General features: G+C 41.3%; 22 protein-coding genes. 18 read left to right on the top strand and 4 right to left on the bottom strand.

From position 1 onward, the window contains the following. Positions 1-93 precede the first annotated feature (93 nt). The 7 genes from ACWPVZ_RS09540 to ACWPVZ_RS09510 all read left to right on the top strand — a co-directional run bounded on the left by ACWPVZ_RS09540 (position 94) and on the right by ACWPVZ_RS09510 (position 6,798). Positions 94-468: a CidA/LrgA family protein gene (locus ACWPVZ_RS09540; RefSeq protein ID WP_454381896.1), complete on the top strand. Its 375-nt coding sequence runs from the start codon at positions 94-96 to the stop codon at positions 466-468. Then, a complete protein-coding gene (locus ACWPVZ_RS09535) occupies positions 461-1,156 on the top strand; it encodes an LrgB family protein (protein WP_037598330.1) in 696 nt (231 codons plus the stop codon). The genes ACWPVZ_RS09540 and ACWPVZ_RS09535 overlap by 8 nt, the downstream gene beginning before the upstream one ends. Positions 1,157-1,241: 85 nt before the next feature. Beyond that, positions 1,242-1,802, top strand: coding sequence for an HAD-IA family hydrolase (locus ACWPVZ_RS09530; protein ID WP_048673773.1), 561 nt, complete (start codon positions 1,242-1,244; stop codon positions 1,800-1,802). Beyond that, the gene (gene gyrB / locus ACWPVZ_RS09525; protein ID WP_037601635.1) at positions 1,803-3,755 is read left to right on the top strand and encodes a DNA topoisomerase (ATP-hydrolyzing) subunit B; all 1,953 of its coding nucleotides are present in this window, start codon (positions 1,803-1,805) and stop codon (positions 3,753-3,755) included. 96 nt (positions 3,756-3,851) lie between these two features. Then, on the top strand, positions 3,852-5,576 hold the full coding sequence (ezrA, locus tag ACWPVZ_RS09520; RefSeq protein WP_454381895.1) for a septation ring formation regulator EzrA: 1,725 nt from the start codon (positions 3,852-3,854) through the stop codon (positions 5,574-5,576). 111 nt (positions 5,577-5,687) lie between these two features. Next, positions 5,688-6,335, top strand: a complete 648-nt coding sequence (serB, locus tag ACWPVZ_RS09515) for a phosphoserine phosphatase SerB (RefSeq protein WP_060972245.1) — start codon at positions 5,688-5,690, stop codon at positions 6,333-6,335. 223 nt (positions 6,336-6,558) lie between these two features. Next, positions 6,559-6,798 (top strand): hypothetical protein, encoded by a 240-nt coding sequence (locus ACWPVZ_RS09510; RefSeq protein ID WP_002884756.1) that lies wholly within the window; start codon positions 6,559-6,561, stop codon positions 6,796-6,798. 36 nt (positions 6,799-6,834) lie between these two features. Here ACWPVZ_RS09510 and ACWPVZ_RS09505 read toward each other — a convergent pair whose 3' ends face one another. Next, positions 6,835-7,725, bottom strand: a complete 891-nt coding sequence (locus ACWPVZ_RS09505) for a DMT family transporter (RefSeq protein ID WP_073950291.1) — start codon at positions 7,723-7,725, stop codon at positions 6,835-6,837. 116 nt (positions 7,726-7,841) lie between these two features. Next, on the bottom strand, positions 7,842-8,207 hold the full coding sequence (locus ACWPVZ_RS09500) for a hypothetical protein (RefSeq protein WP_002891496.1): 366 nt from the start codon (positions 8,205-8,207) through the stop codon (positions 7,842-7,844). 247 nt (positions 8,208-8,454) lie between these two features. Between ACWPVZ_RS09500 and ACWPVZ_RS09495 the strand changes: the two genes are divergently transcribed. The 7 genes from ACWPVZ_RS09495 to ACWPVZ_RS09465 all read left to right on the top strand — a co-directional run bounded on the left by ACWPVZ_RS09495 (position 8,455) and on the right by ACWPVZ_RS09465 (position 13,331). Next, positions 8,455-8,820, top strand: coding sequence for an OsmC family protein (locus ACWPVZ_RS09495; protein WP_037598323.1), 366 nt, complete (start codon positions 8,455-8,457; stop codon positions 8,818-8,820). 93 nt (positions 8,821-8,913) lie between these two features. Beyond that, on the top strand, positions 8,914-9,297 hold the full coding sequence (locus tag ACWPVZ_RS09490; protein ID WP_073950294.1) for a PaaI family thioesterase: 384 nt from the start codon (positions 8,914-8,916) through the stop codon (positions 9,295-9,297). 13 nt (positions 9,298-9,310) lie between these two features. Next, positions 9,311-10,285, top strand: a complete 975-nt coding sequence (locus ACWPVZ_RS09485; RefSeq protein ID WP_454381894.1) for a GyrI-like domain-containing protein — start codon at positions 9,311-9,313, stop codon at positions 10,283-10,285. Next, on the top strand, positions 10,286-11,017 hold the full coding sequence (locus ACWPVZ_RS09480; protein WP_002891492.1) for a pseudouridine synthase: 732 nt from the start codon (positions 10,286-10,288) through the stop codon (positions 11,015-11,017). A gap of 79 nt (positions 11,018-11,096) precedes the next feature. Continuing rightward, positions 11,097-11,225 (top strand): DUF4044 domain-containing protein, encoded by a 129-nt coding sequence (locus tag ACWPVZ_RS09475; RefSeq protein WP_002884629.1) that lies wholly within the window; start codon positions 11,097-11,099, stop codon positions 11,223-11,225. Between the two features lie 94 nt (positions 11,226-11,319). Next, a complete protein-coding gene (gene obgE / locus ACWPVZ_RS09470) occupies positions 11,320-12,633 on the top strand; it encodes a GTPase ObgE (protein WP_002891491.1) in 1,314 nt (437 codons plus the stop codon). Positions 12,634-13,133: 500 nt separating this feature from the next. Then, positions 13,134-13,331 carry a hypothetical protein gene (locus ACWPVZ_RS09465; RefSeq protein ID WP_002884415.1) on the top strand — a complete coding sequence of 66 codons (198 nt, stop codon included), beginning with the start codon at positions 13,134-13,136 and terminating at the stop codon, positions 13,329-13,331. 75 nt (positions 13,332-13,406) lie between these two features. Here the strand turns inward: ACWPVZ_RS09465 and ACWPVZ_RS09460 are convergent, their stop codons facing one another. Together ACWPVZ_RS09460 and ACWPVZ_RS09455 are read right to left on the bottom strand one after the other, a co-directional pair. Next, on the bottom strand, positions 13,407-14,147 hold the full coding sequence (locus ACWPVZ_RS09460) for an amino acid ABC transporter ATP-binding protein (protein ID WP_454381893.1): 741 nt from the start codon (positions 14,145-14,147) through the stop codon (positions 13,407-13,409). Further along, complete coding sequence (locus tag ACWPVZ_RS09455) at positions 14,147-16,345, bottom strand: ABC transporter substrate-binding protein/permease (protein WP_454381892.1); 2,199 nt, start codon at positions 16,343-16,345, stop codon at positions 14,147-14,149. Before ACWPVZ_RS09455 ends, ACWPVZ_RS09460 begins: the two co-directional genes overlap by 1 nt. Positions 16,346-16,544: 199 nt before the next feature. Here ACWPVZ_RS09455 and ACWPVZ_RS09450 point away from each other — a divergent pair, with 199 nt between their 5' ends. The 4 genes from ACWPVZ_RS09450 (at position 16,545) to ACWPVZ_RS09435 (ending at position 20,661) form a co-directional block, all read left to right on the top strand. After that, positions 16,545-17,480, top strand: a complete 936-nt coding sequence (locus ACWPVZ_RS09450; RefSeq protein ID WP_454381891.1) for a CPBP family intramembrane glutamic endopeptidase — start codon at positions 16,545-16,547, stop codon at positions 17,478-17,480. Between the two features lie 70 nt (positions 17,481-17,550). Further along, positions 17,551-18,171 (top strand): hypothetical protein, encoded by a 621-nt coding sequence (locus ACWPVZ_RS09445; RefSeq protein WP_454381890.1) that lies wholly within the window; start codon positions 17,551-17,553, stop codon positions 18,169-18,171. Beyond that, positions 18,161-20,152, top strand: coding sequence for an excinuclease ABC subunit UvrB (gene uvrB, locus ACWPVZ_RS09440; protein WP_454381889.1), 1,992 nt, complete (start codon positions 18,161-18,163; stop codon positions 20,150-20,152). Before ACWPVZ_RS09445 ends, uvrB begins: the two co-directional genes overlap by 11 nt. A gap of 44 nt (positions 20,153-20,196) precedes the next feature. Continuing rightward, positions 20,197-20,661: an NUDIX domain-containing protein gene (locus ACWPVZ_RS09435; RefSeq protein ID WP_454381888.1), complete on the top strand. Its 465-nt coding sequence runs from the start codon at positions 20,197-20,199 to the stop codon at positions 20,659-20,661. Positions 20,662-20,825: the final 164 nt, after the last annotated feature.

The raw sequence follows: 20,825 nt of genomic DNA, 5'->3' as shown, positions 1-20,825 counted from the left end.
GGCTCTCAATTATTCAAAAGAATTTACTGAAAACTCTTGAAATTCAAAAAAAAAGGAGTAGACTAATAGGTGATTAAACCTAGGAGGCAAGTTGTGAAATACTACGTTCAATTCATGTTGATTTGTTTGTTTGCCGTTATTGGTGAAGCTCTGTCAACATTCTTCAAATTACCTATTCCTGGAAGCATTATTGGCTTATTCTTGCTTCTGATTGCTCTTCAGCTTAAGTGGATTCGTCTACGTCATATACATGCTGTGGCAGAATTTTTAATTGCCAATATGACTATTCTATTTTTGCCAGCAGGTGTCGGTATTATGGAACGTTGGAATGCTATTTCAGCGAATATTGTCCCTATTATTTTGATTATTATGGGAGCCTTGGTTCTTAATATTGTAGTGATTGCAATAGTCGTCGGTTTCATCAAAAAACATTTTGAAGGTGATTACGAGGAGGTTAAACGTGGCTAATTTTTTTAACACACCCTTGTTTGGGCTAACACTTTCTGTACTAGCTTACACATTAGGGCTATTGATTTATCGCCGTTTCCCTAATCCTTTGACGACGCCTCTTCTTGTATCGACTGCCCTGATTATCGTCATTTTGCACTATACAGGAATTTCCTACAAGGATTACTATGTCGGCGGCTCTTATCTTAACAGTTTGATTATTCCTTCAACAGTCGCACTAGCAGTTCCTTTTTATAAAAATCTACACCTCATGCGCCATCACTATAAGAGTATTCTAATTGGATCAACGGTTGCTTGTGTTCTAAATACGACTTACACGGCCTTGATTGCTAAGCTTTTTGGAATGGATTATTTTTTGGCTATTTCGCTCTTTCCTAAGTCTGTAACGACTGCCATGGCTGTGGGAATTTCGGAAAAAATGCAGGGGATTACGACGGTAACCTTGGTTGTAGTTGTTATTACGGGTATCTTAACCTCTGTCTTAGGTCCTGTCTTTCTAAAAATGATTGGGATTAAAGACCCAGTCGCTATCGGACTTTCACTAGGAGGAACCGGACACGCTGTAGGTACAGGAACTGCCTTCAGATATGGTCAGGTTGCAGGTGCCATGGGTGGTCTCTCAATCGCTGTAACAGGGATTCTATATGTCTTTATTAGTCCTATTGTGGCGAGTTTGATTCTGAAATAAAAAATTAAGGTTTGGATAGGTTTTCCAGGCCTTTTTAGCTGTGAAAAGCAAGCAATATCTGACCTTTTATGTTATAATTAAGGTTATGAATTATGGAGATTATATCTGGGATTTGGGTGGTACCTTGTTGGATAATTACCAGGTATCAACCCAAGCCTTTCTAGCAACTTTAGAACAATTTGAGCGTACAGCAGAACCTCAAGCAGTCTATGATGCCCTTAAGGTATCAACGAGCACTGCCATTGCTATGTTTGCGCCTGATATAGCTGATTTTCGAACCCTATATAAGCAGGAGGAAGCCAAGCATTTACAGGAACCTGTTCTTTTTGAAGGTGCTAGGGCTGTCCTAGCTAAGATTGTGACCGAGGGTGGGCGTAATTTTTTGGTTAGCCACCGTAATCACTTGGTGCTAGACATCCTTGATAAAGCAGAAATTGCCTCTTATTTTACAGAGGTTGTAACTTCTGAAAATGGTTTTGCTAGAAAGCCGAGTCCAGATAGTTTCCTTTATTTAATTAAAAAATACGATATTAAACACGGCTTGGTCATTGGTGACCGCCAGATAGATATAGAGGCAGGAAAAGTAGCGGGTCTGGATACCTTGCTTGTTGACGGCCATAAATCATTATTGGAGATTGTGACATAAATGACTGATGAATTAAAAAATCTTGAAGAAAAAGCGCAAGAATATGATGCCAGCCAGATTCAAGTCCTAGAGGGACTTGAAGCGGTACGTATGCGCCCAGGTATGTATATTGGCTCAACCTCAAAAGAAGGGTTGCATCATTTGGTATGGGAGATTGTCGATAACTCAATTGATGAGGCCTTGGCTGGTTTCGCCACTCATATCCAAGTCTTTATTGAGCCGGACAATTCTATTACGGTTGTCGATGATGGTCGTGGTATTCCAGTCGATATCCAAGAAAAAACTGGCCGTCCTGCGGTAGAAACTGTCTTTACAGTACTTCACGCTGGTGGTAAATTCGGCGGAGGTGGTTATAAGGTCTCTGGTGGTTTGCACGGGGTTGGTTCTTCGGTCGTTAATGCCCTCTCAACACAACTTGATGTTAAGGTTTATAAAAATGGCCATATCCACTTCCAAGAGTATAAACGTGGGGTAGTGGTAGCAGATTTGGCAGTAATTGGTGAAACAGAGAAACATGGTACGACTGTTCACTTTACGCCAGACCCAGAGATTTTCCAAGAGACAACCGAGTTTGATTTTGGAAAATTGGCTAAACGTATCCAAGAATTAGCCTTTTTGAACAAGGGGCTCCGTATCTCTATCACAGATAAGCGTGAAGGTCTCGAACAAGAGAAACATTATCACTACGAAGGTGGTATCACATCTTATGTGAAATACATCAATGAAAACAAGGATGTTATCTTTGATGAACCTATCTACACTGATGGTGAGATGGATGGTATTTCGGTTGAAGTTGCTATGCAATACACAACTGGCTATCATGAAACAGTGATGAGTTTTGCAAACAATATTCACACCCATGAAGGTGGTACTCACGAACAAGGTTTCCGTACAGCCTTAACGCGTGTCATTAATGACTATGCGCGTCAGAATAAGATTCTCAAAGAAAAAGATGATAATTTGACAGGGGATGATGTTCGTGAAGGTTTGACTGCTATCATCTCTGTTAAACATCCAAACCCACAGTTTGAAGGTCAAACTAAGACCAAGCTTGGAAACTCTGAAGTGGTTAAGATTACCAATCGTCTCTTCAGTGAAGCTTTGAGTCGCTTCCTCTTGGAAAATCCTGCAATCGCTAAGAAGATTGTTGAAAAAGGGATTTTGGCTTCTAAGGCTCGTATCGCCGCTAAGCGTGCCCGTGAAGTGACACGTAAGAAGTCAGGTCTTGAAATTTCTAACCTTCCAGGGAAGTTGGCAGACTGTTCATCGAATAATGCTGAAATGAATGAACTTTTCATTGTCGAAGGAGACTCAGCCGGTGGATCTGCTAAATCAGGTCGTAACCGTGAATTCCAAGCTATTCTGCCAATTCGAGGTAAGATTTTGAACGTTGAAAAGGCTAGCATGGATAAGATTCTAGCCAATGAAGAAATTCGTTCTCTCTTCACAGCTATGGGAACAGGTTTTGGAGCTGAATTTGATGTCAGCAAGGCTCGTTACCACAAGTTGGTAATCATGACCGATGCCGATGTCGATGGGGCTCACATCCGTACTTTGCTTCTGACTTTGATTTACCGCTTTATGCGTCCAGTCTTGGAAGCAGGCTATGTCTACATTGCTCAACCACCAATTTATGGGGTTAAGGTTGGTTCTGAGATTAAAGAATACATCCAACCTGGTGCCGATCAAGAAGACAAATTGCGTGCTGCTCTTGAAAAGTATAGTGTGGGACGTTCAAAACCTACAGTACAACGTTATAAAGGTTTAGGTGAAATGGATGACCACCAACTTTGGGAAACTACCATGGACCCTGAAAATCGTTTGATGGCACGTGTTTCTGTGGATGATGCTGCAGAGGCCGACAAGATTTTCGATATGCTGATGGGAGACAAGGTTGAACCTCGTCGTGAATTTATCGAAGAAAATGCCGTTTACAGTACTCTAGATATCTAATATTCTTTTAGAAAAGGGTGCAATGCTAGGATAACTATGATATAATCGTAATGTTATTCTACATTTATGAACATAATAGACGATTAAGGAGAAACTATGTCTAGCGGAATTGTTTTACTGATTGTAGTGGTAGTTATACTTGTAATTGTCGCTTACTTAGTCGGTATTCTTATTAGAAAACGAAATGATTCGCGGATTGCACAGCTTGAAGAACGCAAGCAAAAATTGTTTGACTTGCCAATTAACGAAGAAATTGAAGAAGTTAAAAAGCTTCACTTGATTGGCCAAAGTCAGACAACTTTCCGTGAATGGAATCAGAAATGGATAGATATCTCGACAAATTCATTCGCAGATATTGAAAATCATATTTTCGAAGCTGAAAATATGAATGATACCTTCCATTTCTTCAAGGCTAGTGGTGAAATCAATAATATTGAGAGTCAGTTAGATCTTGTGGAAGAAGACATTAAGTCTATCCGTGAGGCGCTCTCAACCTTGAAAGAACAAGAAGAAAAGAATAGTGCTCGCGTTAAACACGCACTTGACTTGTACGAAGAGTTGCAAAACTCAATCGAGGAAAACTCTGATAATTTCGGTTCTACCATGACCGAAATCAATAAGCAGCTTAAAAACATTGAAGCTGAGTTTGCAGAATTCGTGACTCTTAACTCATCAGGTGACCCTGTTGAGGCATCAAGCATTTTGGATCGTGCAGAAGAGCACACTATTGCATTGGGTCAAATTTCAGAGAAGATTCCTGCTATTGTAGCTAAGTTGGAAGATGATTTCCCAGATCAGTTGGATGATTTGGAATCTGGCTATCGCAAGTTGATTGAGCAAAATTATCACTTCCCTGAGAAAAATATCGAACGTCGCTTCCAAGAAATTCGTGAAGCTATCCGTTCAAACTCAAGTGAGTTGGTTTCTCTTGATTTAGACCGTGCGGAAGAAGAAAACGCTGAGATTCAAGAAAAAATTGACAACTTGTATAGCATTTTTGAACGTGAAATTGCCTCATACAAGGTTGTTATGCGTCAAAAGAAAATTTTGCCAGATTATCTCAAGCATGCTAAAGAAAACAACAAGAAACTTCAAGAAGAGCTTGAGCGTCTCATGTTGACTTACATCTTCGATGAAACATATGCGGCAGATGTTCGTAGCTTTGCATCTGATATTTCAGGTGTGGAGACGGCTGTTCTTCCGACCCTTGAAAATTTTGAAACTCAGGTAAAACCATTCTCAGAACTTGAGAAAATCTTTGAAAAGAGTCTTAATACCTTGTCAGCTGTTGAAAATGGTCAGGTTGAGGTCTTTGAAAATCTTCAGGCTATTGAGATAAACGAAGCTAAAGCACGTGAAGAGCTTGATCTTTATGTTAATAAATTGCATGTTATCAAGCGTTACATGGAAAAACGTAACCTGCCAGGTATTCCTCAATCCTTCTTGAGTGTATTCTTCTCAACTAGTGCTCAAATTGAGGCCCTTATGGACGAACTCAGCCGTGGCCGTATTAATATTGATGCGGTAATGCGTTTGACAGAAACATCTAAAAACGCCATTGATCATTTGGAAGAGACTGCTTACTTGGTTGTTCAAAATGCAACCTTGACTGAGCAACTCTTGCAATACTCAAACCGCTACCGTTCGTTCGAACCTGCTGTTCAAAGTAGCTTTGAGCATGCACTTAAATTGTTTGAGGTTGATCATGATTATGATGCATCTTTGGAAGAAATCTCTTATGCCTTGGAAACAGTTGAACCAGGTGTGACAGATCGCTTTGTATCATCTTACGAGAAGACACGCGAACAAATTCGTATGTAAGAGAAAGATTCTGGACTGCGGTCCAGATTTTTTTGTAAGGTCCGTTTTTCATTTCATATTTGAATTAAATCTAGTGAAGGCTTATATAGACATCGAAGAATCGAGGTAATTATGTCAGAAGTTAAAGGTTTATTAGTTATGGACGTAGATTCTACGCTAGTCCAAGAAGAAGTTATTGATTTATTGGGAGAAGAAGCAGGCGTTGGTCAAAAGGTTGCTGAAATCACAGAGCGTGCCATGCGTGGGGAATTGGATTTTAGACAGGCCTTGAATGAGCGTGTGGCGACCCTCAAGGGATTGCCAGAGAGTATATTTGACAAGGTCTACGCCCGTATTCATTTCAACAAGGGAGCCAAGGAACTTGTAGATGAACTCCACGCCCGTGGCTTTAAGGTAGGCTTGGTTTCTGGAGGTTTCCATGAGACTGTGGATAGACTAGCAGTTGAAGCAGGAATCGATTATGTTAAGGCTAATCACCTAGAGGTGGTTGACGGTGTCTTAACTGGTAAGGTCTATGGTGATATTGTCACCAAAGATGTCAAGGTAGCCAAACTCAAAGATTGGGCAGCAGAAAATGGTCTCGAACTCTCGCAAACCATTGCTATGGGTGACGGTGCTAATGATTTGCCTATGATTAAGACAGCTGGCATCGGCATCGCCTTTTGTGCTAAACCAATCGTCCGTGAACAAGCGCCTTACCAAATCACAGAACCAGATTTGTATAAGGTGATTGAGATTTTGGATGGGGTTAAGAAATAGAACAGATAAAAAGAGTTCTTTGGATGATTCCAAGGGACTTTTCGGGCAGCAAAAAAGCACCGAATCGGTGCCACTTTCTCAAGTTGAATACGGACTAAGCCTTATTTTAACTTTGCTGTATTGTTTCGAATGGTTTCACTCCCCCATTGTAATGATTTTGGTTGACTTCTCTTCAAACGCATCTTATCATAGAGGAGTATAGTATTGAAATGGGGGAAGAGACATGTTATACGAATATCCAGCGATTTTTCACACGATTGAGGAAGGTTATCAAATTAGTTTTCCTGATTTTGGTCGTAGCATTAGGGCAGATTCTTTACCTCTTGCCATGACAAAAGCGTCTGTGTTCTTATCACATATTATTAAGGGGTATGGAGATAAGGCTTTACCTGAGCCGACTGCGGTAAGCAGCATTCCTAATGAGGAAGAACTCGTCGTGTTAATCCAAACAGAGCTTGATTAAGACTAAAAACTCTCGGAAGATTAATTCCCGAGAGTTTTAGGTTTTATTGGCCACATAGACGCCCAAGACGACTAAAATTCCTGCAAAAATTTGTAAATACGAGAAGGGTTCTCCTAAGACGACGACAGCCGCTAGAATTGAGATAATTGTCGAAATCCCAATAAAGGATGCTGTTCGGTTAACCCCGATATTTGCGATGGCAAAATTTGATAGAAGATAGCCCAGAACACTGCATCCTAAGCCTTGATAAAGGATAGTGATAGTGAATTTTGGATTGATCACAGGGAGTAGCAAGAGCTCTTTCAAATCGCCTGCTAGAAAGCCTTGGCTGAGAGCAAAGAGTCCAAATGTCAGGCAACCACTGGCAAGCATAAAATAAGTAATCTCAAGGCTATTGAATTGACTAGCCCTTTCAACATCAACGCAATACAGGGCGTAGGAGACAACTGCTAGACCTAGAATCAAGTAGCCCACCAGGGAGAAGTGGGTAGAACCGCCAGCAACAAAGACAGCCATGATGATACCGACGAGGGTGGTGATGACACCGACCACCTGCCAACGGCTGGGCCATTCTTTTAAAATAAGGCTAGACATGATAAGGGCAACGACTGGGATGCAGGCGAGAAAGGCTCCACTTTCAGAAGCCGTCGTCATACGAATACCAATTGTTTCACAGATAAAATAGATTATCGGATTGAGGATAGCAATACGTGTCAGGGGTTTAAGATTTCTACCGTTAATTGTTATCCGACGTCGACTGATGAGAAAATAGAGGTTAATAAAAAGGAAGGCTGTGACAAAACGCCAAGAGATTAAAGCCAGGTCACTGACCTGTGCTGTAATAGATTTGGTAAATATAAAACTGAGACCAAAGAGAATCTCACAAGTCGCTGCAGCCAAACATCCCAAGATGATTTTATTTTTCATTGTCTCACCTCCTGAATTTGGATTTCCACGCCTATTATAGCACGTTCAGGAAGCGTTTACATCAATCTAAATCTAAAAAAATAGACTAGCAGAATAGCTAGCCTTTTTTATCTTATTTAGTTACCAATTGAGACAGTTCCGTCTGATCCGACTTTGACGTTTGTACCGTCTTGGCTATTAACATCGACTGAACCATCTTGACCAACTGTTGCGCTGTTACCTTCGCTATCGTTAGCTTCTACAGTGTTATTGACGTTTGTTTTTGCTGAGTTAGCGTTTCCGTCGCTGACTTCAGATGATCCATCTTTGTTGACTTTTACTGAAGCACTTGAATCAGTTGAAGAAGATTCTTTGGTCACCTTGCTTGATGATGGTACTGAAGATGATGAGTCAGTTTTGTCTTTAGAGTTGCCACATGCTGCTAAGGTCAACAAGGCAAGAACTGAGACAGAGGCTAAAGTTAATTTAGAAAATGTTTTCATAATAGTCTCCCTTTTTTCTTAGTAAAGTCATTTTAAATGAAAAACCAAAATTTTAAAAGCGCTTCCAGTCGTTTTTACTCAACTGTAACCCCTTGGTAATATCAGTGTTGTACAAGACTAATCTATTGGAAAATAAGAGCTGATAACCCTTACGCTTTTTGTTTTTTTGATAGATATTTCAAATCGTTCAGCTCGGTCCTTAGCCCTCTCTTTGTTATAATAATAAAAAATAGATTGAGGTGACATGATGTATCAAACAACAATTAAAGGTGACAAACGATTCCATTCACTTTCAGAGGGGTATGGAGCACCTGTGGAACTTTTTGGCTATACGGAAGATGGGGAAACACCTATGAGCCTGGTGAATATTGCTTTGGCTTCTTGTGTGACCATGTGTCTACAGAGTTATTTTGCCAAGTATCAGGGAATTGAGGAGCTTGCTATTCAGGTTGATTCCAACTATGAAGAAGGGCATTTCACACTTGCGATTCATTTACCTAAGGATCTGATTTTGGAAAATGAACAAGAACTCTTGGCTTTTGTGGATAATTATTGTCGAGTGAAGAAGCTTTTTCGTGAAGATATTAAGGTTGATATTAGCTTAGCCAAATAAGCTTATTATCCTTTATGAACTTCGTGTTATACTAGTATATAAAGACGTGTCATTTCACTAGGTGTGGAATGAGCAACGATAGGAGGGCTTGCTATGGAAGACAAACTACATGAGATCCGTGTATTTGAGAATTTTCAAGAAGAACTATTTGAAACGGGACATGTTATCGTGACAACTAAGGTAGTCGAGAAGTCCCTGAATTATTTTGGTAATGCTCACGGAGGGTATTTGTTTACGCTTTGTGATCAGGTCGCAGGGCTCGTGGCCATTTCAACAGGTGACTATGCGGTGACGCTTCAGTCTAATATCAATTATCTCAAGGCAGGGCATTTGTCTGACCAACTCAAGATTGAGGGATTTTGTGTTCATAATGGTAAGACGACTAAGGTGGTGGAAGTTGTCATTACTAATCAGGAAGAGAAAATCCTTACAAGGGCTACATTTACCATGTATGTGACAGGCTCGGTCGAGGAATAGAAAAGGAGCGTTTATGTCAGATTTTCAAACCATGGATGACTTTGCGGTCTTTGTTAATGACTACCTGACACCAAACCAACTGGGCGTTCAAGCATATTCCTATGCATCTGACCAGCAGGAGCTCTCTCTTCTGGTGACCATTGACGATTATGAGATGATGTGTCGTTGGCATGCTGTCTGGACTTTTTCAGGTTTACACCAGGCCTTCTTTCAGTCTGTAATGGACACGGATAACAGCTTTTCTATTGATAGTGATAGCTTGGCTATGAAGGCTCGTTTAAGGGATCAAGAGCTCTTGTTTAAGGCAAACGGGCTTGAGATGGTGGTTGTCGATTTGCCTGAACCTCTTTTTCGTTTAGCTGATGTGTCTTTTAACGAAGGTGGAAAGCATTTTACCTACCTTTGTGAAGATCAAAGTGTTGCAGCAGAAGATTGGGTCTTGGTTCCTATAGGCTCTGGTAATGCCGAAAAAGAAGCATTTGTAGAAAAGATTTCCTATGTCCTAGCGGACGAGGTTCCATTTGAGCTGACAAAACTAAAAAAGGTGATTCAAAAGTTGGATTTAGTAACCGTTCGTTATGATGTGAGGGTTGTTCGGAAGGGGTTTTTGAGTTTTTCAGGGATGGCTTTTGAAGGTGAGGAATTAGGTAAGCCAACAGACTTCCTTTGGGTACCTTTTTTAGCAGAACAAGATGATTTGGCTGTTCCTACCTATGGCATTCGGATCAATGATGGCGGTCGCAAGACTTATGTAACAGCCTTGGCTGGTGAGGATGATAGTATGGAAATGATTGCTCTAGCACCAGCTACTTATGCGGTATTTAAACTTAGAGGGCCTGCAACGGCAGCTGTTTGGGAGAGTTTTCACTATGCTAAGAACCATTTTGAAATGATTGACCAGCCCACTGTAGAGGTTTATCTCCCAGGAAATCGTCAGGCTGAAGATTATGAAATGGAAGTTTGGATTCCAATAAAGGAGGAAGTTTAGATGCGTCTGGATAAGTTTTTGGTAGACTGTGGTGTCGGGAGTCGTAGTCAGGTCAAGATCTTTCTAAAAAAGAAGCAAGTGACTGTAAATGGTCAAGTGGAGACGTCACCTAAGGCTCAGATTGATGAGAATAAAGACCGAATTGCTTACTTGGGTCAGGAGCTGACACATGAGACCTTTGTTTACTATCTTTTAAATAAGCCTCAGGGTGTCATTTCAGCAACAGAGGATGCCCGTCACAAGACAGTGCTCGATTTACTCGATGACACAGCAAGACATAAGCAGGTCTTTCCTGTTGGTCGTTTGGATATTGACACTCATGGTCTTCTTCTATTGACCAATAATGGTGACTTAGCTCACGCCATGCTATCTCCAAAGAAACATGTGGACAAGATTTATCAAGCCAAGGTGGATGGTATCATGGATCAGGAGGATATTCTGGCTTTTGAAAAAGGGATTGAACTCAAAGACCACACTTGCCAACCAGCTAAACTAGAGATTGTATCCGTAGATAGGGATGCTGGGACTAGCTTGGTTCAGATTACCATTGCTGAGGGGAAATTCCATCAGGTTAAGCGTATGGTAGCTGCTTGTGGTAAGGAAGTGACAGAGTTACAACGTATGAGTATGGGGCCTTTAAGTCTGCCGGATGATTTAGAACTTGGTGCTTGGCGACGTTTAACCGAGGAGGAGTTGGAAGCTTTAGCTGTTTTTGGAATTCCTTTGGCTTAAGCTAGTTAAGAGTTGCGAAATGGGCAGATTTTTGTTACTATTATTGTGAATAATAGAAGAAAAAACGAGGTAAATTCAAGTGGCATTTGGAGATAACGGACCACGTAAGAAATCATTTTTTGAACGTCTAACAGTATTGGTCGTTTTGATTATGCTATTAGTAACAGTTGGGGCATTGATTTTCCAAGCAGTCGCAGCTGTCCTTTAAGACGCTATCAGGCGTTTTTTTGTGTCTGTCAGAAATTTTCTCATATGAGAATGTCTTGATATAGGACACATGAATCAGAAAGAGAGATATAGAGATGAGTATGTTTTTAGATACAGCCAAGATTAGTGTCAAAGCTGGTCGTGGTGGTGACGGGATGGTCGCTTTCCGTCGTGAGAAATATGTACCCAATGGCGGTCCTTGGGGCGGTGACGGTGGTAAGGGTGGCTCAGTCATTTTCAAGGTTGACGAAGGCTTGCGTACCCTTATGGATTTCCGTTATAACCGTAAATTCAAGGCTAAGAATGGCGAAAAAGGGATGACCAAGGGAATGCACGGTCGAGGTGCTGAAGACCTCATCGTTAGCATCCCGCCAGGTACGACAGTTCGTGATGCTGAGACCGGCAAAGTTATTACTGATTTAGTTGAAGATGGTCAAGAGTTTGTCATTGCTCACGGTGGACGTGGTGGTCGAGGAAATATCCGTTTTGCAACACCTCGTAACCCTGCTCCTGAAATCGCTGAAAATGGTGAACCAGGTGAAGAACGCGAACTTCAATTGGAATTGAAGATTTTGGCTGATGTTGGTTTGGTTGGTTTCCCATCTGTTGGTAAATCAACGATTCTCAGTGTAGTAACGGCAGCAAAACCAAAGATTGGTGCCTATCATTTTACGACAATTGTTCCTAACTTGGGAATGGTCCGTACTAAGTCAGGTGAGAGCTTTGCTATGGCTGACCTTCCAGGATTGATTGAGGGTGCTAGTCAGGGTGTTGGTTTGGGAACGCAGTTCCTTCGCCACATTGAGCGTACACGTGTTATCCTCCATGTGATTGATATGTCAGCGAGTGAAGGACGTGATCCTTACGAGGATTATCTTCAGATCAATAAAGAGTTGGAAACTTACAACTTACGCTTGATGGAACGCCCACAAATTATTGTGGCTAATAAGATGGACATGCCTGAGGCTGAGGAAAACTTGAAAGAGTTTAAGGAAAAATTGGCTGCTAACTACGATGAATTCGATGAGTTGCCACAAATTTTCCCAATTTCAAGTTTGGCTCACCAAGGTTTGGAAAATCTCTTAGAAGCTACTGCAAAATTGCTTGATGAGACAGACGAATTCTTGCTTTATAGCGAAGATGATATGGAACAAGAAGAAGTTTACTACGGCTTTAACGAGGATGAACGTCCATTTGAAATTAGCCGTGATGACGATGCCTCATGGGTACTTTCTGGTGAGAAACTTGAAAAACTCTTTGTTATGACCAACATGGAACGTGACGAATCAATCATGAAATTTGCACGTCAATTGCGTGGTATGGGAGTTGATGAAGCGCTTCGTGAACGTGGTGCTAAGGATGGCGATATCGTTCGTATTGGTAACTTTGAGTTTGAGTTTGTGGATTGACGTTGAAAGACTCTCTAAGTGCTGAAGCACTTGATAGTCTACGGCAGCCGCTATGGCGTTCTGCCTATCAACCTCACTAACTGCGCAAAGTCGGTATAATCGACCGACTTTCCTTCGTGTCGTGACCGTGCAAGACTCTCTAAGTGCCAAGCACTTGATAGTCTACGGCAGCCGCTATGGCGGATTGCCTATCAACCTCACTAACTGCGTAAAGTCGGTATAATCGACCGACTTTCCTTCGTGTCGTGACCATGAAAGACTCTCTAAGTGCCAAGCACTTGATAGTCTACGGCAGCCGCTATGGCGGACTGCCTCTCAACCTCACTAACTGCGTAAAGTCGGTATAATCGACCGACTTTGCTCCGTGTCGTGACCATGCAAGACTCTCTAAGTGCCAAGCACTTGATAGTCTACGGCAGCCGCTATGGCGGATTGCCTATCAACCTCACTAACTGCGTAAAGTCAGTGAAATATAAAAATATTGAAATAAGAGGTTTACAATGGGAGATAAACCGATATCCTTCAGGGATAAAGATGGGAACTTTGTTTCTGCGGCCGATGTTTGGAATCCAAAGAAACTTGAAGAACTCTTTACGCGCTTAAATCCTAACCGAAAACTCCGTCTTGAGCGTGAACGTTTGGCAAGGGAAGAAGCAGCAAAACACCCTGAATTAAATGAAGAAACAGAGCAAGTCTAGCACTTGCTCTGTTTTTTTCTTATCCAAATTGGTAATCAAAAACAGCTACTCTAGCAAGAGTAACTGTTGTGATGATTAAGCGTTTAGAACCTTGTCCAAGAATTCTTTCAAACGTGGGTGTTGTGGGTTATCGAAGATTTGATCTGGCGAACCATCTTCGAGGAACTCACCGTCCGCAGTAAAGATTACTCGGTTGGCTACCTGACGGGCAAATCCCATTTCGTGAGTAACGATAATCATGGTCATACCTTGCTCTGCCAATTCTTTCATAACATTAAGAACGTCTCCGACCATTTCGGGGTCAAGGGCAGAAGTAGGTTCGTCAAAGAGCATGATGTCAGGATTCATCGCCAAACCACGTGCAATTGCCACACGTTGCTTTTGCCCACCTGACAAGCTATCAGGTGTAGCATCGGCTTTGTCAGCAAGTCCAACACGATCAAGAAGATCCATAGCTAATTTATCAGCTTCTTCCTTGTTCATACGTCCAAGTTCAACAGGTGCAAATGTTACGTTTTCAAGGACTGTCATGTGTGGGAAGAGGTTGAAATGTTGGAAGACCATCCCGATATTTTCACGGGTTTTGTCAAGATTTGTTTTAGGGTCTGATAATTCATAGCCATCAACGACTACTTTACCAGATGTCACTGTCTCAAGTAGGTTAAGGGTACGAAGGAAGGTTGATTTACCTGAACCTGAAGGACCGATGATACATACAACGTCACCTTCGTAGAATTTGGCGTCAATGCCTTTAAGGACTTCATTGTCGCCGTATGATTTGTGCAAGTCCTGCACATCGATTTTCAATTCAGCCATTATTTAAGTCTCTTTTCTAGTCGTTTAGCCAATTTCGTCAAGCATGTGATGATGACCAAGTAAAGGATGGCCAAGATCGCATACATACGGAATGATTGGTAGTTACGAGCAATGATGATTTTACCAGTTTGGAAGAGTTCAACCAAACCGATAGCTGATACGATAGTCGTATCTTTCAATGAGATAACAAATTGGTTGATGAAGTTTGGCAACATCAAGCGAACCGCCTGTGGCAAGATGACCTTACGCATTGTTGTATTGTAAGGAACACCCAAGCTTCGGCTGGCTTCCATCTGACCAATTGGGACAGCTTCGATACCACCACGTACAATTTCGGCAATGTAAGCACCACCGTTAAGTGAAAGGGCAATTGTCGCTGCCACAAAATCATTGATTGGTGACTGGTGACCAGTGATGTTTTCAATCAAGTTAGGAATACCCCAATAGATGAAGGCTGCAACGATCATCAATGGGATACCACGAACCACGTCAACAAAGACTTGTGAAATCACACGAAGTGTCTTGTTTGGTGCAACTGCCATCATACCGAAGATAACACCGATAATCATAGCAATAGCAAATGAAAGAAGGGTCAAACCAAGGGTAATTCCAAGACCTTGGAGAAGTTGTTTGTAGTTGTTTTTAATCAAGCCTACAATGGTTGTTTCATCGGTAGCTTTTTTTGAGCTTCCTTCTTTTGATTTGTTGCTATCGAGGTATTTATTGATAATCTTATCGTAAGTACCATCTTTCACGATAGCAGCCAAACCATTGTTGAACATTTCAATCAACTCAGGATTAGCACCTTTTTTAACAGCAAAGCCGACTTCGCCAGTAGCAATACCTTCAATTGGTGTTGTAAAGTTACGCCCTTGTTGGATAGCGTATAGAAGAACGGCTTCATCATCCATAAGAGCATCGATTGAACCAGAGTTCAAGCTGTCGTACATAGTAGAAGCTTCATCGTAAGCACGAACAGTAAAGCCATATTCACCAGCGTGGTCTTCCAACCATGAGTAAGATGACGTACCATTTTTAGCTCCTACAGTCTTACCTTTGAGATCCTTGTAAGATTTAACCTTACTTCCTTTAGCTACAGCCAAACGAATGTTTGATGTGTAGTAAGGATCAGAGAAGTCAAAGATTTGTTTACGAGCATCAGTGATGGTCATACCAGCCAATACGGCATCAGCTTGGCTAGATTGTACAGCATTAAGTGATGCATCGAAACCAGGGTTTGTCAATTTGACATTGAAACCTTGGTTTTTAGCAATGGCATTGATGATATCGACATCGATACCTACATATTTACCTGAACCATTTTGGTATTCGAATGGAGCAAAAGATGAGTCCATTGAGATAGTGTAGGTTTCCTTAGCAGGAGTGGCTTTTGCGTTGGCATCACCAGTCAATTTAAGATCTGCTGAAGGTTTTGATGAAGAAGATTTTGATGAGTCACCCAACCATTTGTTCATGATTTTGTCGTAGGTGCCGTCATTCTTCATTTCCTTAAGAGCTTCGTTGAAATCTTTGATAAGATCTTCGTGTTTTCCACCTTTTTTAACAGCGAAAGCGAAGCTACCGATAGATTCAGGCTTAATGTTGATAGCGTAGTCTTTTCCTTGACCAATAGCGTATTTAACAACTGGTGTGTCGTCCATAGCTGCATCAACAGAACCAGAATCCAAGCTGTTGTTCATCAAGTCGCTAGTGTCAAAAGTTTTAACAGTGAAACCATATTTGCTAGCATTTTTATCAAGCCAAGTTTGAGCAGCGGTACCGTTTTTAACACCGACTGTTTTACCCTTCAATTGTTTGTAGTCGCTGACTTTATCGCTACTACGTGTGTAGATAACAATTGAGGTGTCGTAATAGGTGTCTGAGAAAGTAAAGACCTTCTTACGTGCGTCGGTAACAGTAGTACCGGCCATAAGGGCGTCAGCTTGGCCTGATTGAACAGCATTGACAGCTGCATCGAAACCAGGGAAGGTTTGGTTAACGTCCCAATTTTTACGTTTGGCAACTTCGTTGATGATATCAACGTCGATACCCTTGTAGGTCTGATCAGAATCTTTGAATTCAAATGGGGCATAGGCTGTATCTGAAACGACTGAGATAGTCTCGGCAGATACCTTAGCTCCGAAAACAAAGAAAACTGACATGACACTCAAGAAGAGTGTCAGAAGTTTTTTCTTCATTATAAAAAGTCTCCTTTATAAAATACCTTCCTATTCTATCAAAAAAAGGTCTTGTTATCAAACTTCTAGGAGTTTGATGTTAGGAAATGTAACAAAGTTCGTTAGATATGAGAAGAGTTTTAGAAGAATTTGACAAGCTTGTGTCAATTAGTTACACTGTAATCGAATACATGTAAGATTTGTTACAGGAGCTAAAAAAATGAAGAAACGTATGCTTGAGAAATATACTAGCCTATATGATAAAGTCCCAAGTTGGCTTATGATTATGCTGTCCTGTTTTATTGCCTTTGGTTATTTCCTTATAAGTGGATTTCTATCAGGGATTGTTGTGGGAATTCCAATGGCTATTGTTCTTTCGTTCTTAGTATTAAATGGCAACATTCAGTTCCAGGATACACATTCGATTTACTATAAAATATTTTCAACCTTGTATTTTCAGTTGGGAGCCTTTGCCTTTACTGCCTTAGCTATCTTTTTCTGGGTTAAAGTTGTTGAAAAACGTCCCATTCGTACACTTGGATTTTTCAAGGGTCATATTTGGTTGAACTTGCTTAAGGGTTGGGGACTTGGAACTTTGCTCTTGTTAGTTAGTTTCCTTGGGACTTATTTACTAGGCGGTTTAGAATTTGTGAAGGTAGACTTTTCGCAGAAAACCCTCTTATACATACTTTCCCTAATACCTTTCTGGTTTATCCAAGGTGGAACCGAGGAACTGGTGACACGTGGTTGGTTGCTTCAGACGGTGACTAATAGATTGAACCTTTCTTGGGGAATTGCTATTTCAAGTTCTCTCTTTTCAATGCTACACTTGGGAAATCAAGGAGTTACCGCCTTGTCTCTCATCAGTATTGTTCTAGTGGGTGTTCTCATGGCTCTTTACATGCTCAAGACAGATAATATCTGGGGGGTCGCTGCTCTTCACGGTGCTTGGAACTTTGCGCAAGGAAATCTAGTTGGCGTGTCAGTTAGTGGACAGAATGCAGGTGGCAGCTTATTGCACTTTCAGGCCAGGTCAGGTGTACCTGATTGGTTGTCAGGTGGGGCCTTTGGCCTAGAAGGGAATATCGTTACCTGTGTGGTTCTGGTGGTAGGTATCATCATTCTTCGATTACAATTGAAGAATGAAAACTTTTAAGGCTGAGTTCAAAGACTCGGTCTTTTTACTTCTGTGTTAAAATAGAAGAAAGCTTGGAAAAGAGGAAGAGATGATAGTTAAGCTTGAGCGAGGTATGATTTGGGTACAGATTGTCTATGGACTTATACTTCTTATCGCTTCCACCAGTTTATTCTGCTGGTTTCTTATAGATGATTATCGTTTTGGGAATTTTGTGGATAACTGTGTTGCCTTCTTCATTTTACTAATATTTCTTCATGCTCTGATTAATTTAGTTGACGGTATTGTGAGACTTAAAGGTCATAAAAAAATATTGGAAATCAACAATGATACCTTTATTTATTATGGAAGGTTATGTGGACGAGTAACCTTTGAGATTCCGCTGTCTGAAATTGACTTTGTTATGAAGGACTGGTCAACGCCAATGGATGATGCAAAACACTCATCAGCTATATACTATATCCTAAAACGTATCTATGATTTCGGGAATATAAGGTCTTGGGAAAGGAAGAGGTATAGAGTTTTATACATTTTTTTCAAAGATAGTAAAACGGCCTTGAAATATGATAAAAAACTCGGTTATCAGACACGAAGAAAGCGCAAATACGTTGCTGAGACACGAATGATACATATTCCCATCAGTAGTGGAGAATTTTTCTCCGACCAAGAGATGAATGATTACATAAATGAAAGGAAAAAGAATGATAGATAGAAAAGAAGACAACCAATTTCATTTGGTTTCTAAATATGAACCTTCTGGGGACCAACCTCAGGCCATCGAAACCTTGGTTGATAATATCGAAGGTGGGGAGAAGGCTCAAATCCTAAAGGGAGCGACAGGGACAGGTAAGACCTATACCATGAGTCAGGTCATCCAGCGCGTGAATAAACCAACCTTGGTTATCGCCCACAATAAAACTTTGGCAGGTCAGCTTTACGGAGAATTCAAGGAGTTTTTCCCAGACAATGCTGTGGAATACTTCGTTTCCTACTATGATTTCTATCAGCCAGAGGCCTATGTACCGTCATCAGATACCTATATCGAAAAAGATAGTTCTGTAAATGATGAAATTGATAAGCTACGACACTCAGCAACGTCGGCCCTCCTTGAGCGTAATGATGTTATCGTTGTGGCTTCTGTTTCTTGTATTTACGGTTTGGGTTCGCCCAAAGAATATGCTGATTCAGCGGTTAGTCTTCGTCCAGGCCAAGAGATTTCTCGAGACAAGCTGCTAAATGACCTAGTTGATATCCAGTTTGAGCGAAACGATATTGATTTCCAACGTGGGAAATTCCGTGTGCGTGGCGATGTGGTCGAAATTTTTCCTGCCAGCCGTGATGAGCACGCCTTTCGTGTCGAATTTTTCGGTGATGAGATTGACCGCATTTGTGAGATTGAGAGTTTGACAGGACGCAATCTCGGTGAAGTCGAGCACCTTGTTCTTTTCCCGGCGACTCACTTTATGACTAATGAAGAGCATATGGAAGAGGCCATAAAGAATATTATGGAAGAGATGGAAGCTCAGGTTAAGCAATTTGAAGCTGAGGGTAAGCTCATCGAGGCTCAACGTATCCGCCAAAGGACAGAATACGATGTTGAAATGCTTCGTGAGATGGGCTACACAAATGGTGTTGAAAACTACTCACGACACATGGATGGGCGAAAAGAGGGCGAGCCACCCTTCACCTTGCTTGATTTCTTCCCAGAAGATTTCCTCATCATGATTGATGAAAGTCACATGACAATGGGTCAGATTAAGGGAATGTATAACGGGGACCAAGCTCGTAAGAAGATGTTGGTTGATTACGGTTTCCGTTTGCCATCGGCGCTTGATAACCGTCCACTTCGACGTGAAGAATTCGAGAGTCATGTGCATCAGATTGTATATGTTTCTGCTACCCCAGGTGACTATGAGATAGAACAGACCGAGACTGTGGTTGAGCAAATCATTCGTCCGACAGGACTTCTTGATCCAGAAGTCGAAGTTCGTCCAACTATGGGTCAAATGGATGACCTCCTTGGTGAAATTAATGCCCGTACTGAAAAAGGCGAGCGTGTCTTTGTAACAACTTTGACTAAGAAGATGGCTGAAGACTTGACGGACTACCTCAAGGAAATGGGTGTCAAGGTCAAATACATGCATTCTGATATTAAGACCCTAGAGCGTACGGAGATTATTCGTGACTTGCGTTTGGGTGTCTTTGATGTTCTTATTGGGATTAACCTTCTCCGTGAGGGGATTGACGTTCCTGAGGTTAGTCTGGTTGCTATTTTGGATGCTGATAAGGAAGGTTTCCTTCGTAATGAACGTGGGCTTATCCAAACGATTGGACGTGCTGCCCGAAATAGTGAAGGGCACGTTATCATGTATGCGGATAAGATTACGGAGTCTATGCAGAAGGCCATGGATGAAACAGCTCGCCGTCGTGAAATCCAAATGGCTTATAATAAGGAACACGGTATCACTCCACAAACGATTAAGAAAGAAATTCGGGACCTTATTTCGATTACCAAGGTCAATGAAGCAGAAGTGGCAGAGGATGCTGTGGACTACAGTGCTATGAACAAGAAAGAACGCCAAGAAGCCATCAAGAAACTTCAAAAACAAATGCACGAAGCGGCAGAACTGCTTGACTTTGAATTGGCGGCTCAAATCCGTGATATGGTTCTTGAGCTGAAGAGTATGGATTAAGGCTAGTTACATCACTTAGGCAATATAAGTAAGAAAGGAAATATATGTCACGTTCACAAGCAACTATTTTGACCAATATGTGCCTCATCGAAGATGGCCGTGGAAATATCGTCATGCAAATCCGCGATCCCAAGCGTTATTACTGGTCGGGAGCAGCCCTGCCTGGTGGGCACATTGAAGCCCACGAAGGTCTGGTAGAATCAGTTATCCGTGAGGTTAAAGAAGAAACTGGCTTGACCATCAAAAATCCTAAATTAGTTGGTATGAAGCACTTTTACACGACAGATGATGAGCGTTATCTAGTATTCCTTTATAGAACTTCGGATTTTGAAGGGGATCTTCGTTCAACGGAAGAGGGAGAAGTCCGTTGGGTTGCTCGAGAGGAGGTAGCTAATATGGATTTAGCTTATGACATGCTCAATCTGCTACGTGTCTTTGAAGAAGACAATCTCTCAGAACTTTTCTATCGGGAGCGACTCGAAAATGACTTTATCCGAGAATTTTGGTAATAAAATGAACTATTTATTCAAGCGAATGAATAGTTTTTTATCATTTAAAAAAACACATAGAATGGCTTAAAATAAAGGAGATTCCGAGTGATTAACTAGCAAAAAATTAATAAAAATAAAAATTATAATCAATAAAAGTCTAGTTTTCCATTGACAAATGAATA

This window comes from Streptococcus sp. Marseille-Q6379 (assembly GCF_965119505.1).
This window is presented reverse-complemented; position numbering and strand designations above follow the sequence as displayed.

Coding starts and splice junctions, on each gene's coding strand:
- gyrB (WP_037601635.1), top strand. CDS start 1,803: ATGACTGATGAATTAAAAAATCTTGAAGAAAAAGCGCAAGAATATGAT.
- ACWPVZ_RS09490 (WP_073950294.1), top strand. CDS start 8,914: ATGGAAGACAAACTACATGAGATCCGTGTATTTGAGAATTTTCAAGAA.
- ACWPVZ_RS09500 (WP_002891496.1), bottom strand. CDS start 8,207: ATGAAAACATTTTCTAAATTAACTTTAGCCTCTGTCTCAGTTCTTGCC.
- ACWPVZ_RS09460 (WP_454381893.1), bottom strand. CDS start 14,147: ATGGCTGAATTGAAAATCGATGTGCAGGACTTGCACAAATCATACGGC.
- ACWPVZ_RS09505 (WP_073950291.1), bottom strand. CDS start 7,725: ATGAAAAATAAAATCATCTTGGGATGTTTGGCTGCAGCGACTTGTGAG.
- ACWPVZ_RS09510 (WP_002884756.1), top strand. CDS start 6,559: ATGTTATACGAATATCCAGCGATTTTTCACACGATTGAGGAAGGTTAT.
- ACWPVZ_RS09530 (WP_048673773.1), top strand. CDS start 1,242: ATGAATTATGGAGATTATATCTGGGATTTGGGTGGTACCTTGTTGGAT.
- obgE (WP_002891491.1), top strand. CDS start 11,320: ATGAGTATGTTTTTAGATACAGCCAAGATTAGTGTCAAAGCTGGTCGT.
- ACWPVZ_RS09450 (WP_454381891.1), top strand. CDS start 16,545: ATGAAGAAACGTATGCTTGAGAAATATACTAGCCTATATGATAAAGTC.
- ACWPVZ_RS09485 (WP_454381894.1), top strand. CDS start 9,311: ATGTCAGATTTTCAAACCATGGATGACTTTGCGGTCTTTGTTAATGAC.
- ACWPVZ_RS09465 (WP_002884415.1), top strand. CDS start 13,134: ATGGGAGATAAACCGATATCCTTCAGGGATAAAGATGGGAACTTTGTT.
- ACWPVZ_RS09435 (WP_454381888.1), top strand. CDS start 20,197: ATGTCACGTTCACAAGCAACTATTTTGACCAATATGTGCCTCATCGAA.
- ezrA (WP_454381895.1), top strand. CDS start 3,852: ATGTCTAGCGGAATTGTTTTACTGATTGTAGTGGTAGTTATACTTGTA.
- ACWPVZ_RS09455 (WP_454381892.1), bottom strand. CDS start 16,345: ATGAAGAAAAAACTTCTGACACTCTTCTTGAGTGTCATGTCAGTTTTC.
- ACWPVZ_RS09445 (WP_454381890.1), top strand. CDS start 17,551: ATGATAGTTAAGCTTGAGCGAGGTATGATTTGGGTACAGATTGTCTAT.
- ACWPVZ_RS09495 (WP_037598323.1), top strand. CDS start 8,455: ATGTATCAAACAACAATTAAAGGTGACAAACGATTCCATTCACTTTCA.
- serB (WP_060972245.1), top strand. CDS start 5,688: ATGTCAGAAGTTAAAGGTTTATTAGTTATGGACGTAGATTCTACGCTA.
- uvrB (WP_454381889.1), top strand. CDS start 18,161: ATGATAGATAGAAAAGAAGACAACCAATTTCATTTGGTTTCTAAATAT.
- ACWPVZ_RS09480 (WP_002891492.1), top strand. CDS start 10,286: ATGCGTCTGGATAAGTTTTTGGTAGACTGTGGTGTCGGGAGTCGTAGT.